Below are 14,575 nucleotides of genomic sequence, written 5' to 3'. Positions count from 1 at the left end.
CATGGCCAAGATCACCATACGCAACGAGATCCGCTTCATCCTCAATGGCAGGGATGTCGCGCTGTCGTCGGTGGCGCCCGACGCGACCTTGCTCGACTGGCTGCGGCTCGACCGCTCGCTGCGCGGCACCAAGGAAGGCTGCGCCGAGGGCGATTGCGGCGCCTGCACGGTCCTGGTCGGAAAATTGTCCGCCGGCAAGCTGGTTTATGAAAGCGTCAACGCCTGCATCCGTTTCCTCGGTTCGCTCGACGGCACCCATGTCGTCACCGTCGAGCATCTGCGCGGCGCGCCTGGCCAATTGCATCCGGTGCAGCAGGCGATGGTTGATTTCCACGCTTCGCAATGCGGCTTCTGCACGCCGGGCTTCGTCATGTCGCTCTACGGCTTGTGGATGAAGTCGCCGGACCCGTCGAATGCGGCGATCGAGAAGGCCTTGCAAGGCAATCTTTGCCGCTGCACCGGCTATGAGGCAATCATGCGCGCCGCGCGTGCCATCTCCAGCTACGGCAAGGCGGCGAAGGATCCGCTGGCGGCCGAGCGCAAGGCGATCACCGCCAGGCTCGAGGCTATGCATGACGGTGCCCGCGTCGAAATCGGCGCCGGCAAGCTGAGGTTGATCGTCCCGGCCAACGCCGATGATTTCGCCGCTGTACTGGATAAGGAACCCGACGCCACTGTTGTCGCCGGCTCGACCGACGTCGGCCTGTGGGTCACCAAGCACATGCGCGACATCTCACCGGTAGTCTTCATCGGCAATCTCGAGGGGCTGTGCGCGATCTCCGAAGACAATGACGTCATCACCATCGGCGCCGGCGTTACCTACACCGACGCCTTCGCGACACTGGCCAAGCGCATCCCCGCGCTCGGGCCATTGTTCGACCGCATCGGCGGCGAACAGGTACGAAACATGGGCACCATTGGCGGCAACATCGCCAATGGCTCGCCGATCGGCGACACGCCGCCGCCCCTGATCGCGCTTGGTGCGCAACTGACGCTGCGCCGCGGCAAGAAGCGGCGCACCATCGCGCTCGAGGATTTCTTCATCGCCTATGGCAAGCAGGACCGGCAGCCAGGCGAATTCGTCGAGGCCGTGCACGTTCCCGTGCCGGCCAAGGGCACGAAGTTTGCCGTCTACAAGATCACCAAGCGCCGCGACGAGGACATCACCGCAGCCCTTGGCGCCTTTTTCCTCGACTTGGCCAAGGACGGAACCGTGGCCGATATATGCATCGCCTATGGCGGCATGGCGGCCACCCCGAAGCGGGCTTTCGGTGTCGAAAAAGCGCTGCTCGGCAAGCCGTGGACGGAGACAACGGTGGAAGCGGCCATGGCTGAATATGCCGGCGATTTCACCCCGCTGACCGATATGCGGGCATCGGCCGAGTACCGGGCGCTGGCGGCCAGGAACCTGCTGCTGCGCTTTTTTGCCGAAACCAGCGGCAGCAAGGCGCCGTTCCAGGTGTCACGCAACGAGGCGGCCTGATGAACAAGCACGCCTCTCCAGATCTCAAGGCGCAGAAGATTTCCGGTGGCGTCGCCGCCGACCAGCGCCACGATTCCGCGCACAAGCATGTCAGCGGCAGCGCGGTCTATATCGACGATATGCCGGAACCGGCGGGCATGCTGCATGGCTGCCTCGGCCTGTCCACGGCGACGCATGCGACGATCAGCAAAATGGATCTGTCGGCGGTGCGCGCGGCGCCGGGCGTCGTCGATGTGCTGACGGCCAAGGACGTTCCGGGCGAAAATGACATTTCGCCGACCGGTCGACACGACGAGCCGGTGCTGGCCGACGACAAGGTGCAGTTTTATGGTCAGCCGATCTTCTGCGTTATTGCCAAGACGCGCGAACAGGCGCGCCGCGCCACCCGGCTGGCCAAGGTCGAATACAGTCCATTGCCTTTCGTCACCGACATTGGCGATCTCGACCCCCGCAAGGACAAGCTGGTCACGCCGCCGCTCACGCTGAAGCGTGGCGATGCCGCTGCCGCGATCAAGGCGGCGCCCCGCCGGCTGAAGGGCAAGATGCGCATCGGCGGCCAAGAGCATTTCTATCTCGAAGGCCATATCGCAGTGGCCATTCCTGGCGAGGACCAGGACGTCACCATCTATTCCTCGACCCAGCATCCGAGCGAAGTCCAGCATATGGTCAGCCATGCGCTGGGCGTGCCGAGCAACGCCATCACAGTGGAAATCCGCCGCATGGGTGGCGGCTTCGGCGGGAAGGAGACGCAAGGCAACCAGTTTGCGGCATTGGCTGCGATCGCCGCCAAGAAACACCATCGCGCGGTCAAGATCCGGCCCGACCGTGACGACGACATGATTGCCACCGGCAAGCGCCATGACTTCCTCGTCGACTACGAAGTAGGTTTCGACGACGCCGGCAACATTCTTGGCGTCGACTTCATGTTCGCGGCGCGTTGCGGCTTTTCCTCGGACCTGTCCGGCCCGGTCACCGACCGCGCGCTGTTCCATTGCGACAACACCTATTTCTGGCCGGCGGTGCATGCGCAATCGGCGCCGCTTTACACCAACACCGTGTCGAACACGGCGTTTCGCGGCTTCGGCGGCCCGCAGGGCATGGTCGGCGCCGAACGCGTCATCGACGAGGTTGCCTTTGCCGTCGGCAAGGACCCGCTCGAAATCCGCAAGCAGAATTTTTATGGCACCAGTGGTGATAAAGACGGGGGCCGCAACGTCACCCCTTATCACCAGACGGTCGAGGACAACATCATCCACCGCATCGTCGCCGAGCTGGAGGCGAGCGCCGACTATGCGGGGCGCCGCCGCATCATCCAGGCCTTCAACGCCAACAGCCGCTTCATCAAGCGCGGCCTGGCGCTGACGCCGGTCAAATTCGGCATCTCTTTCACAGCCACCCACTACAACCAGGCCGGCGCGCTGGTGCATGTCTACACCGACGGTTCGGTGCATCTGAATCACGGCGGCACCGAGATGGGGCAAGGCCTCTACGTCAAGGTGGCGCAGGTGGTGGCGGAAGAGTTCCAGATCGACCTCGACCAGGTCAAGATCACCGCGACGACCACCGGCAAGGTGCCCAACACTTCGGCCACCGCGGCGTCGTCCGGCACCGACCTCAACGGCATGGCGGCGCAGAACGGCGCCCGCCAGATCAAGGAACGGCTGACCGACTTCGCCGCCGAAAAATACCAGGTGCCGCGCGAGCAGGTGCTTTTCCTGCCCAACCGGGTGCGCATCGGCAACCAGGAGATCGCCTTCACCGACCTTGTCAAGCAGGCCTATATGGCCCGCATCCAACTGTCGGCGGCGGGTTTTTACAAGACGCCGAAAATCCACTGGAACCGTGACAAGGGCGAGGGCCGTCCGTTCTATTATTTCGCCTATGGCGCCTCGTGCTCGGAAGTCTCGGTCGACACGCTGACCGGCGAATATGTCGTCGAGCGCACCGACATATTGCATGAAACCGGCCGCTCGCTGAACCGCGCCATCGATCTCGGCCAGATCGAGGGCGGCTTCATCCAGGGCATGGGCTGGCTGACGACGGAGGAGCTGTGGTGGGACGACAAGGGCCGGCTGCGCACGCATGCGCCGTCGACCTATAAGATCCCGCTCGCGTCCGACCGGCCGAAGATATTCAACGTCACGCTGGCCGACTGGCCGGAGGCCAACGAGCCGACGGTGCACCGTTCCAAGGCGGTCGGCGAACCGCCCTTCCCGCTCGGCATGTCTGTGCTGCATGCGCTGTCGGACGCGGTGGCAAGTGTGGCCGATCATAAGGTCTGTCCGCGTCTCGACGCTCCTGCAACACCAGAACGGGTGCTGATGGCGATCGAACGGCTGAAGGGTGAAGCCAAGAATAGCGCCTGACTCTGACCTGGATTCTGGCAAAACGTGCAATTCAGACTGAAAAACCCTATATTTCCCGTACGGGAATGCGAAATATGAAGTCGAAAGTGCAAAGCCTCAGAGCTTTTCTCGCCAGCGCCGGCCGGCTTGCTCTGGTCGAAGTGGCCGGCACCAAAGGCTCGACTCCGCGCGAGAAGGGCGCCTTCATGCTCGTATCGCAGGCGGCGATTTTTGGCACGATCGGCGGCGGTCAGCTCGAGTACATGGCGATCGACAAGGCGAGGCAGATGGTGGGGTCTTCACCCTCCCCCTTGTGGGGAGGGTCGGCCGGCGAAGCCGGCCGGGGTGGGGGTGCGGACGATCGTGCCAAGCTACCCCGTTTCGCGGACGCCGCCACGCGGCGTCCGCTCACCGACCCTCCCCACAAGGGGGAGGGTAAAGAAGCCCGCATCGCGGTCGATGAAGTCCGCGCCACGCTTGACGTGCCGCTAGGTCCCGAGATCGGCCAGTGCTGCGGCGGGCGCGTCGAAGTCTTGATCCGTATCGTCGATGCCGCGCTTGCTGCCGAGCTGATCGCGGCCGCAGAAGCCGAGGAAGCCCACCTGCCGCATGTCTATATCTTCGGCGGCGGCCATGTCGGCCAGGCGCTGGCCTCGACCGTTGCACTTCTTCCCGTGCGTGGTGTCGTCATCGAGACGCGGGCCGAAGCGCTGGAAGGCATGTCGGAAACCGTCGAGACGCTGCTGACGCCGATGCCCGAGGCCGAGGTGCGAAACGCCCCCGCCGGCACCGCCTTCGCCATCCTCACCCACGACCATGCGCTGGATTTCCTCATCGTCGCCGAGGCGCTGAAGCGCGACGACGCGGCCTATGTCGGCATGATCGGCTCGAAAACCAAGAGAGCGACGTTCAGGAACTGGTTCCTGAAATCGGCGGATGGCACGGAGGCTGAGTTGGCCCGCCTCGTCTCCCCGATCGGCGGCGACGCCGTCAGGGACAAGCGCCCGCCGGTGATCGCGGCGCTCGCGGCAGCCGAGATCATGACGGCACTGGTCGTTCACAACACCGCGCCGAATGCCGACCATCAAGTCCAGCATAAGATGATGGCCGGCTAAGCTTCGGCGCGGCTAAGCAGGCCGCTTCAGGCCGAGATGATCTCGCAAGGTGCTGCCTTCGTATTCCCGACGGAACAGTCCGCGCCGCTGCAGTTCCGGCACCGCCAGCGTGGCAAAGGCATCGAGCTCGCCGGGGAAGTATGACGGCATGACGTTGAAGCCGTCCGCGCCGCCGCCCTCGAACCGCGCCTGCAATTCGTCAGCGATCTGCGCCGGCGTGCCGACGATACGCCAATGGCCACGTGCGCCGGCGAAATGGCGCGCAAGCTGGCGGATCGACAGGCCGTCGCGGCGCGATTGTTCGATGACCAGCGCCTGGCGGCTTTTCATTCCCTCGGTCTCCGGCAGCTCGGGCATCGGTCCGTCGATCGGATAGCTCCCGAGATCGGAGATGCTGAGATAGCTGGACAGTAGCGCCACGCCGACATCGTCGGGGATCAGCGCCTGCAATTCCTCCTGTTTCTCCCGCGCTTCGGCCTCGGTGTCTGCCACCACCGGGGAGACGCCGGGCATGATCTTGATGTCGTCGGGTTCCCGCCCATAGGCAGCCATACGGCCCTTGAGGTTGTCGTAAAAGCCCTTGGCTTCCTCGAGGGTCTGCGCCGCCGTGAACACGACGTCGGCGGTGCGGGCGGCAAGGTCGCGGCCGACATCCGAGGCGCCGGCCTGCACCATCACCGGCGCGCCCTGCGGCGAGCGCGGCAGGTCGAGCGGGTCGCGCACCGAAAAGCTCTGCCCGTTGTGACCGTGAAAGCCACTGCCTTGCCAAAGTCCTGATACCACCTCGGCGAATTCGCGCGCCCGCTCGTAGCGGTCGGCATGCGGTTTCAGGCCCGTCGCGCCGAAATTGGCGGCTTCGATGGGGCTGGCCGACGTCACCAGGTTCCAGCCAGCCCGGCCACCACTCAGATGATCGAGCGACAGAAAGGTGCGCGCCAGGCCGTAGGGCTCGTTGTAGCTGGTCGACGCCGTCGAAACGAGGCCGATGCGGCTGGTCTGCACGGCGAGCGCGGACAGCAGGCTGATCGGCTCGAAGCCGATCGAGCGTGAGGTCTGGCTGGCGATGCCGACATTGGCTTCGCGCAGACCGGCGGCGTCCTCGCAGAACACCATGTCGAACTTCGCCGCTTCCGCCGTGCGCGCCAGCTGGATGTAATGATCGATGTCGATGCCTGCAGTAACATGCGCCTTGGGGTGACGCCAGGCGGCGATGTGGTGGCCCGTCGCCCACAGGAAGGCGCCAAGCTTCATCTGGCGGGTCATTGCGCTCCTCCGGCAAGTCTGAGATGAGAGCGCAAGGTGGTGCCGGGATAATCCGGGCGGACGAGGCTGCGGCGCTGCAATTCCGGCAGCACGCGGCCGATGAAACCGTCAATCGCCGCAGGCGGTATTGCGATGTTGAACCCGTCGCAGCTTTGCGAGCTGAACCATGTTTCGAGCGCGTTGGCAGCGACATCTGCGCCAACGTTCAGCAGCAGCTTGACCGCACCCGGATCGCGTCCGCAGGCCACAACGCGGCGCTTGAGATCGTCATGGCGCGCCTTGGGGTCCTTTGTGGGTCTGTCCAGCAGGACGACATCGGCGGTGCGGGCGGCCATATCCAGGTCGGCCTCGGACAGGCCGGACAGCACCAGCACCGGCGTATCCTGCGGCGAGCGCGCGACGTTCAGCGGCCCGCGCACGGAGAAAAATTCGCCCTTGTGGTCGAGCAGGTGCATTTTTTCGGGATCGTGGAAGCGGCCGCCGATCTTGTCGAACAGCAGCGCGTCGGCATCCCAGCCCTGCCACAGGCGCTGAACGATGCCGATGTATTCCTGCGTGCGGCGGCGGAACACATCGTCGGAAAATCCATCCGGCCGGCTGAAATTGGCGGCTTCCCGTGGCGCCTGCGCCATGGTCGCGTGCCAGCCGGCGCGGCCATGGCTGATGATGTCGAGCGAAGCAAAACGGCGCGCCAGATTGTACGGCTGGTGAGCCACCGTCGAGGCTGCAGCGACAAGGCCGATCCGACTTGTCACCGTCGCCAGCGCCGCCAGCAAGGTCGTCGCTTCGAAAGAACTCGACCCGGCGCTGTTCGGCGCGGAATCATCGAGGACAATCATGTCCAGCCCCGCCGCTTCCGCTTGCTTGGCAAAACCGGCCAGGTCGCTGAACCCGAGCGGCTGCCCGGAAGTAATGTTGAGCGAAACGGCAAGATGCATTGTGGCTTGCTGGTCAGTCGGCATGGGACCATCGATCATAGGGCGGCGTATGCGAACCTAAGGTCACCTGCTTGTAAGACAACCCTGGCGACTGGGCCAACAGCCCCTCACTTGCCGGCCAGCAAATCCTTGATCAGCCGCTGGCAACGCTCGGCCATGAAGTCGAGCAACAGCCGCACCTTTGGATCCTGCAGCTTCTTGTGCGGATAGACGGCGGCGAACTGCACCGGCGTTGGCGGCGTGCTGGCCAGGATGACCTGCAGCCGCCGGTCGCGGATGAAGGGTTCGACCTCGAAGCGCGGCTTGTTGATGATGCCGCGGCCCGACAGCGCCCAGCCGGTCAGCACATCGCCATCGTCGGTGTCGTAGGGGCCGTGCACCTCGAATTTCTGCGGGCCGGACGGCGTCTGCAGCGTCCAGACATATTCGCGCGCCCCGGAATAGCGCAGCATCAGGCAGTCGTGCTTCTTGCCGATCAGTTCCTGTGGCTCCACCGGCTCGCCGCGCGCTTCGAGATATTTCGGTGCCGCCACCAGCACGCGTTCACATTCCATGATGCCGCGCATCCGCAGGCTGGAATCCTCGATGATGCCGAGCTTGAAGGCGACGTCGATGCCTTCCTTCATGATGTCGATATTGTGGTCGGAGAGCCTCAGCCGCACCTCGATATCGGGGTATTTGTCGTGGAAATCCGGAATGCCCGACGCCACGAGCCGCCGTCCAAGGCCGAGCGGTGCGGTCACCTTGATGGTGCCGCGCGGCTGGCCGGAAAGAGCCGAGACCGCGGCTTCCGCCTCGGTGATCGCCTCCAGCACCTGCTTGGCGCCGGAGTAGAACACCGTGCCATGCTCCGTCGGCATCAATTGCCGTGTGGTGCGGTTGAACAGCCGCACGCCGAGGTGTTTTTCCAGCTCCTTGATGCGGTTGGAGGCGACCGCCGGCGAAATGCGCATGTCGCGGCCCGCCGCCGAGAGATTGCCAAGCTCGACGACGCGGACGAAGACGGCGATGTTGTCGAGATAGGCCATTCGTGGCTCTTTATTTGGCGGCGTACGTGGTCAGCCTAGTATTTTCCATTTTTTTTTGAAAGTCATCGTACACCTCGCCTCTTTTCGTTTGCGCCCCACACCGTAAAGTCAGCCGATCGGCAGGGACGATTTCACATGATGGATTTCGCGATTTTCTGGGACTGGCTGAGTTTCGCCGTGCGCTGGCTGCACGTCGTCACCGGCATCGCCTGGATCGGCTCGTCCTTCTATTTCGTCGCGCTCGACCTTGGGCTGCGCCAGCGCCCCGGCATGCCGGCCGGCGCATTCGGCGAGGAATGGCAGGTGCATGGCGGCGGCTTCTACCACGTCCAGAAATATCTGGTGGCGCCGGCCGAAATGCCGGAACACCTGACCTGGTTCAAGTGGGAATCCTACGCCACCTGGCTGTCCGGCTTCGCCATGCTGTGCGTGGTCTACTATGCCGGCGCCGATTTGTTCCTGATCGACCCCAATGTGCTGCCGATGTCGGTGCCGGTCGGCATCCTTTTGTCGATGGCCACCATCGGCGTCGGCTGGGTAGTCTACGATCTGCTCTGCCGGTCGCCGCTCGGCAAAAGTGACACCGGACTGATGCTGGTGCTCTATGGCGTGCTGGTGTTCATCGCCTGGGGTCTGACGCATCTGTTCACCGGCCGCGCCGCTTTCCTGCATCTGGGCGCCATCACCGCCACGATCATGTCGGCCAATGTCTTCATGGTGATTATTCCAAACCAGAAGATCGTCGTCGCCGACCTGATTGCCGGCCGCAAGCCCGACCCGAAATACGGCAAGATCGCCAAGCAGCGCTCGCTGCACAACAATTACCTGACGCTGCCCGTGCTGTTCCTGATGCTGTCGAACCACTATCCGCTGGCGTTTGCGACGGAGTTCAACTGGGTCATCGCCTCGCTGGTGTTCATCATCGGCGTCTTGATCCGGCACTATTTCAACACCGTGCATAAGCGTGCCGGCAACCCGCACTGGACCTGGATGGCGGCTGCGGTGCTGTTCGTCATCATCATGTGGCTGTCGACAGCGCCGAAAATACTGACCGGCGAGCTCAAGGCATCCGCCGCGGCCGAAGTCTATATCGCCTCGTCGCATTTCCCGGCGGTGCGCGACACCGTGCTTGGCCGCTGCTCGATGTGCCATACGGCCGAGCCGGTCTATGAAGGCATCTACCATGCGCCGAAGGGCGTGATGCTCGACACCGACGCCGGCATTGCCGAGCATGCGCGTGAAATCTATTTGCAGGCCGGGCGCAGCCACGCCATGCCGCCCGCCAACGTCACCCAGATCAGCGACAAGGAACGGGCGCTGCTGGTCGCCTGGTTCGAAGGCGCAGGGAAATAGGGATGACCTCCACACTTCTGCGCGGCCGCACCCTAAGTTTTTTGCGCTGGCCCGAAGCCATCGACGACCATGCCGCCTGGCGCTATGAGGAGGATGGCGGCCTGCTGATCCGCGACGGCCGGATCGTTGCCGTAGGCAGCTACACGGAAGTCGAAAAGCAAGCGGGCGACGGTGCGAAAAAGATCGATCATCGGCCGCATCTGCTGCTGCCCGGCTTCATCGATGCGCATGCGCATTTTCCGCAGATGCAGGTCATTGCCTCCTACGGCGCCGAACTGCTCGACTGGCTGAACACCTACACCTTTCCCGAAGAGACCAAATTCGCCAACGCTCAGCATGGCCGCCGCATCGCCCGGCTGTTCCTGGACGAGATGGTGCGCCACGGCACGACGACGGTCGCCGCCTACTGCTCGGTGCACAAGGCGTCTGCCGAAGCGTTCTTTGCCGAATCGCATGCGCGCGGCATGCTCAACATTGCCGGCAAGGTGATGATGGATCGAAACGCGCCGGCAGGCGTGCTCGACACGCCGCAATCCGGCTATGACGATACGAAGGCACTGATTGCGGAATGGCACGGCAAGGGCCGCCAGCTTTATGCGATCACGCCGCGCTTCGCCATCACCTCTTCGCCCGAACAGTTGGAGATGTCGGGCGCGCTCTGCCGCGAGCATCCCGATCTGCATATGCAGACGCATCTGTCGGAAAACCACGCCGAAATCGCCTTCACGCAAAAACTCTATCCGCAGGCGCGCGACTACACCGATGTCTACGAGCAGTATGGCCTGCTGGGGCCAAAGAGCCTGTTCGGCCACTGCATCCATCTCTTGGAACGCGAGGCCGATGCGCTGTCGGACAGCGGCTCGGTGGCGGTGTTCTGCCCGACCTCGAACCTGTTCCTCGGCTCCGGCCTGTTCGATTACCAGCGCTTTCGGCGCCGCGACAAGCCGCTGCGCATCGCCGCGGCCAGCGATGTCGGCGGCGGCACCAACTATTCGATGCTGCGCACCATGGACGAGGGCTACAAGGTGATCGCGCTGACTGGCGAAAAGCTGAACCCGTTCCAGTCCTTCTGGCAATTAACACGTGGCAATGCCGAGGCGCTGTCTATGGCGGACAAGGTCGGCACGCTGGATGAAGGCACCGATGCCGATATCACCGTGCTCGACGCCCGCGCCACGCCGGCGATGCGGCTGAGGATGGAGACTGTGGAGACGCTGGCGGAGGAGCTGTTCCTGCTGCAGACATTGGGCGACGACCGCGCGGTGCGCGAGGTCTATGTCGCGGGGCGGCCGGCCAAGAGTGATATAATCGCCGGCTAGGACCCATCACCGCGCGGATGGCGCCCTTCCTCTACCCCGTCGATCGGGGGAGAGGTGTCGAGAGAAGCTCGACGGAGTGGGGGGCGACCCTGGCGGGGCAAGACCACCACCGCGACGAGACCTTGACCGGGCGGAGCTTGTCGTACACACGATTTGTGACGATTTCGGAGAACAAAATGGCCGCTGCCGACGACATCGCTCTGATCCAGAAACAGGAAGAGACACTGGTCTTCCCGGCCTTCGACGAGGCCGTCGCGTTCAAGATCGGCGCGGCGATCCGAGAGCGGGCGCTGGCCGAAAAGCTGCCCATCATTGTCGATATTAGGCTGTGGGATCGGCCGCTGTTCTATGCCGCGCTGCCGGGTTCGAACGCCTCCAACCCCGACTGGGCGCGACGCAAGATCAATGTGGTCAAGCGCTACCTCAGGAGCACCTATCGCCTGGTGCTGGAGCAGCAGCGACCGGACCGCACCTTCAAGGTCGGCGAGGGGCTGGATATTGCTGATTACGTACTGGCCGGCGGCGGGTTTCCGGTGACTGTAAAGGGGGCTGGCGTGATCGGCGTCATCGCCGTCTCCGGCCTGCCGGAACGCCAGGACCACGGCGTCGTCGTCGATGCACTGTGCGATCATCTCGGCCTCGATCGGACACAATTGGCGCTGCCGCCGGAAGATAAATCGTGACGCTACCGCTGCCCCTCATCCGCCTGCCGGCACCTTCTCCCCCTATAGTGACGGGGAGAAGGGACAAGCCCGCTCTCCCCGTCTTTCACGGGGAAAGGATAAGGGAGAGGGGCAGCGCCAACGTTTGCTCAGTTTGAAAACCGCCAGTTACGGCCAAGGATAACCGTGCTCGACCCAAAATCCTTTCTCATCTCGATCTTCAATGCCGCTGTTGCCGCTGCCGATCCTGAACGGACCATCCGGAATCATCTGCCGGCGAGGCCCAGTGGCCGCACCATCGTCATCGGCGCCGGCAAGGGATCGGCGCAGATGGCGGCGGCATTCGAGAAGGTGTGGGACGGGCCGATCGAAGGGCTGGTCGTCACCCGCTACGGCTATGGCACCAGATGCGAGCGCATCGAAATCATCGAGGCGGCCCATCCGGTACCGGACGCTGCCGGTCTTGAGGCGTCGCGGCGCCTGCTCGAAAAGGTGCAAGGGCTGACTGCGGACGACCTGGTAGTGGCGCTGATATCGGGAGGAGGATCGGCGCTGCTGCCGTCGCCTGCCCCCGGCCTGACGCTCGCCGACGAAATCGCCGTCAACGAGGCGCTGCTTGCCTCCGGCGCGCCGATTGCGGCGATGAACACAATCCGCAAGCATCTCTCGACCATCAAGGGCGGCCGGCTGGCAGCTGCCGCCTGGCCGGCCAAACTGGTATCACTGGTTGTCTCTGATATTCCCGGAGACAACCCGGCGCTGGTGGCCTCCGGCCCGACCGTGCCCGACTCCGGCAACCGCGCCGATGCGCTGGCCTCGATAGCGGCCTACGGCATGAAACTGCCCGACGCCGTCATGGCGCACATCAACTCGCCAGAGGCCGATGCGCCAGATCCGGATGACCAGCGCTTTTCACGCAATGAAGTGCACCTGATCGCCTCGGCTGGCGTGTCGCTGGAAGCGGCAGCCGCTGAGGCAAAACGGCAGGGCATCGAAGCCGTCATCCTCTCCGATTCCATCGAGGGCGAGGCGCGCGAGGTCGGTGGCGTGCATGCAGCCATTGCGCGCGAAGTGGCGACGCGCAACCGGCCGTTCAAAAAGCCGGTGCTGATCCTGTCCGGCGGCGAGACGACCGTGACCTTGCGGGCCCCTGTTGACGGAAAAAGGGGCAAGGGCGGCCGCAACTCCGAATTCCTGCTCGCCTTTGCCATCGGCATCAGCGGCGCGGAAGGTATTCATGCACTGGCCGCCGATACCGACGGCATCGATGGCTCGGAAGACAATGCCGGCGCCTTTGCCGATGGCTCGACCGTCTCGCGCATGCGTGCCGCCGGCGTCGGCGCCAAGGCGATGCTGGCCGGCAACAATGCCTGGACGGCGTTCAACGCGATCGGCGATCTGTTCGTGCCGGGGCCGACGGGTACGAATGTGAATGATCTGAGGGCAATCCTGATCAGTTAATTCGGCCGTGGCGGCCGAAGTTTCCAACGTTGGATTCACGACCGTGAAGCCACTCAGCTTCGTCATCCCTGGGCGAAGCAGGAGCGAAGCTCCTTGTTCCGCCCGCGGATGACGATGTCGCTGAGGCTTTCGCTCATCTCACGACCCCATCAGCCGCTTCACCTCTTTCATATCCTTTAGGAACCGCTCGCGCTCAGCCTCCTTGTCCGTCGGCTCGTGAATGCGCAGGATAAAGGACGGGTGGATGGTGATGAACACGCGCAAGCCATCCTCGCGTTCGATCAACTGGCCGCGCATTTTCGTCACGGCAATGGCCTTGCCCAGCAGCGACAACGCCGCCGTTGCCCCAAGCGCCACGGCGAGGTCCGGCTTGATCAGCTCAAGCTCCCGGCCGATCCACCAGCGGCAGGCCTGGACTTCGCCGGTATTTGGCTTCGAGTGGATGCGGCGCTTGCCGCGCGGCTCGAACTTGAAGTGCTTGACGGCGTTGGTGACGTAGACTTTTTGCCGGTCGACGCCTGCGTCATCGAGAATTGCATCGAACACTTTGCCCGCTGGCCCGACAAAAGGTTTGCCGGCGAGATCTTCCTGATCGCCAGGTTGTTCGCCGACGAAGACCACCTTGGCGTCATCCGGCCCCTCGCCGAACACGGTCTGTGTCGCGTCGCGCCAGAGCGGGCAGCGACGACAACCCTTTGCAGCCTCGCGCAAATCGGAAATCGTCTTGGCATCGTCTTCATCCGGCGCCTCGGCCGGCTCGGGCTTCGGCCAATGTCTTGCCTGCAGCTTGGCGTGGTGCGGCGCCGGCGTCGTCGGTTGTCTGGCAATCATGGCTATAGCGGCCTCGTCCGCTCCTGCGATCAGATCTGGAATGAGCGAGGCCTCGGGAAGGTTCCGCCAATATTTCTTCGGCATCTCCTTCTGCATCGCCTTCACCTTGAGCCGCGCCGGGTTGAAGATGTTCTGGAAATAGGTCAGCCACAACGCCTCGGTGTCGTCCTGATCGGGTGCATCGCCCTTGGCCGCACCCGGGCCGATCGCCAGCCTTTCGCCATTCCAGTCGGCGGAGGCATAGGGCGTCAGGACGGTCCAGCGCATGCCGGTGAACCGCCGGACGAAGAAATCCGCGTTGCGCTCGACAATGAAATGCTCCGGCTCGAACCAGGCGACGTAGCGCTCGTCCTCGCCGTAGCCGATCTTCCGGAAGCGTACGAAGGCATGCATCTTATGGCCGTCGCGCCGCACCGCCTTTTCCATGGCTTCGAGCCGCCTGGTGTCGGGATCGGATGCGATCGCCAGCAGTTTCGGCTCGGTGCGCAGGCGCCAAAGCATCCAGTAGAGAAAGGCAAACCGGCCGGGGTCGGAGTGGCAGAAGGCGGTTTCGGCATGGGCGATGAACTCGCGCGGGACGGTAAGCTGCGCGCCCTCTGGCACCGCCGGCAAGGCATCTCGAGGATCATTGGCGTCGGACCCGACACCCCAACTAATATCCTCAGGCCGGACCTCATTCAGCGTCAGACGCCGTGCCGCATCGCGCCAACCGGCGAAATCGGTCTGGCTCGCTAGCCGGACAGTGTATCGGGCAAGGTCGAGCTGGGCCGGCTGCAT

At 63.8% G+C, this 14,575-nt stretch carries 11 protein-coding genes; 7 read left to right on the top strand and 4 right to left on the bottom strand.

Going from position 1 to position 14,575, the window contains the following annotated elements:
• Nucleotide 1: 1 nt before the first annotated feature.
• From xdhA to xdhC, 3 genes are all read left to right on the top strand, one after another.
• Nucleotides 2-1,483 (top strand): xanthine dehydrogenase small subunit, encoded by a 1,482-nt coding sequence (xdhA, locus tag AC3CCE_RS14830; protein WP_023746345.1) that lies wholly within the window; start codon nt 2-4, stop codon nt 1,481-1,483.
• Nucleotides 1,483-3,849: a xanthine dehydrogenase molybdopterin binding subunit gene (gene xdhB, locus AC3CCE_RS14825; protein ID WP_023671377.1), complete on the top strand. Its 2,367-nt coding sequence runs from the start codon at nt 1,483-1,485 to the stop codon at nt 3,847-3,849. Before xdhA ends, xdhB begins: the two co-directional genes overlap by 1 nt.
• Before the next feature lie 74 nt (nt 3,850-3,923).
• Complete coding sequence (gene xdhC / locus AC3CCE_RS14820; protein ID WP_488377153.1) at nt 3,924-4,943, top strand: xanthine dehydrogenase accessory protein XdhC; 1,020 nt, start codon at nt 3,924-3,926, stop codon at nt 4,941-4,943.
• Nucleotides 4,944-4,955: 12 nt separating this feature from the next.
• Here xdhC and AC3CCE_RS14815 read toward each other — a convergent pair whose 3' ends face one another.
• The 3 genes from AC3CCE_RS14815 to AC3CCE_RS14805 all read right to left on the bottom strand — a co-directional run bounded on the left by AC3CCE_RS14815 (nt 4,956) and on the right by AC3CCE_RS14805 (nt 8,172).
• On the bottom strand, nt 4,956-6,206 hold the full coding sequence (locus AC3CCE_RS14815) for an LLM class flavin-dependent oxidoreductase (protein WP_352626363.1): 1,251 nt from the start codon (nt 6,204-6,206) through the stop codon (nt 4,956-4,958).
• Nucleotides 6,203-7,144 (bottom strand): LLM class flavin-dependent oxidoreductase, encoded by a 942-nt coding sequence (locus AC3CCE_RS14810; RefSeq protein WP_352626364.1) that lies wholly within the window; start codon nt 7,142-7,144, stop codon nt 6,203-6,205. The genes AC3CCE_RS14815 and AC3CCE_RS14810 overlap by 4 nt, the downstream gene beginning before the upstream one ends.
• 107 nt (nt 7,145-7,251) lie before the next feature.
• The gene (locus AC3CCE_RS14805) at nt 7,252-8,172 is read right to left on the bottom strand and encodes a LysR family transcriptional regulator (protein WP_023671373.1); all 921 of its coding nucleotides are present in this window, start codon (nt 8,170-8,172) and stop codon (nt 7,252-7,254) included.
• 135 nt (nt 8,173-8,307) lie between these two features.
• Between AC3CCE_RS14805 and AC3CCE_RS14800 the strand changes: the two genes are divergently transcribed.
• The 4 genes from AC3CCE_RS14800 (at nt 8,308) to AC3CCE_RS14785 (ending at nt 12,967) form a co-directional block, all read left to right on the top strand.
• Nucleotides 8,308-9,525, top strand: a complete 1,218-nt coding sequence (locus AC3CCE_RS14800) for a urate hydroxylase PuuD (protein WP_352626365.1) — start codon at nt 8,308-8,310, stop codon at nt 9,523-9,525.
• 2 nt (nt 9,526-9,527) lie between these two features.
• Nucleotides 9,528-10,844, top strand: coding sequence for a guanine deaminase (gene guaD, locus AC3CCE_RS14795; RefSeq protein ID WP_352626366.1), 1,317 nt, complete (start codon nt 9,528-9,530; stop codon nt 10,842-10,844).
• A gap of 176 nt (nt 10,845-11,020) precedes the next feature.
• Complete coding sequence (locus tag AC3CCE_RS14790; protein ID WP_352594976.1) at nt 11,021-11,527, top strand: heme-degrading domain-containing protein; 507 nt, start codon at nt 11,021-11,023, stop codon at nt 11,525-11,527.
• Between the two features lie 159 nt (nt 11,528-11,686).
• A complete protein-coding gene (locus AC3CCE_RS14785; RefSeq protein WP_031209106.1) occupies nt 11,687-12,967 on the top strand; it encodes a glycerate kinase type-2 family protein in 1,281 nt (426 codons plus the stop codon).
• 138 nt (nt 12,968-13,105) lie between these two features.
• Here the strand turns inward: AC3CCE_RS14785 and AC3CCE_RS14780 are convergent, their stop codons facing one another.
• A complete protein-coding gene (locus tag AC3CCE_RS14780; protein WP_352626367.1) occupies nt 13,106-14,575 on the bottom strand; it encodes a UdgX family uracil-DNA binding protein in 1,470 nt (489 codons plus the stop codon).

This window comes from Mesorhizobium sp. P160187 (assembly GCF_057766425.1).
This window is presented reverse-complemented; position numbering and strand designations above follow the sequence as displayed.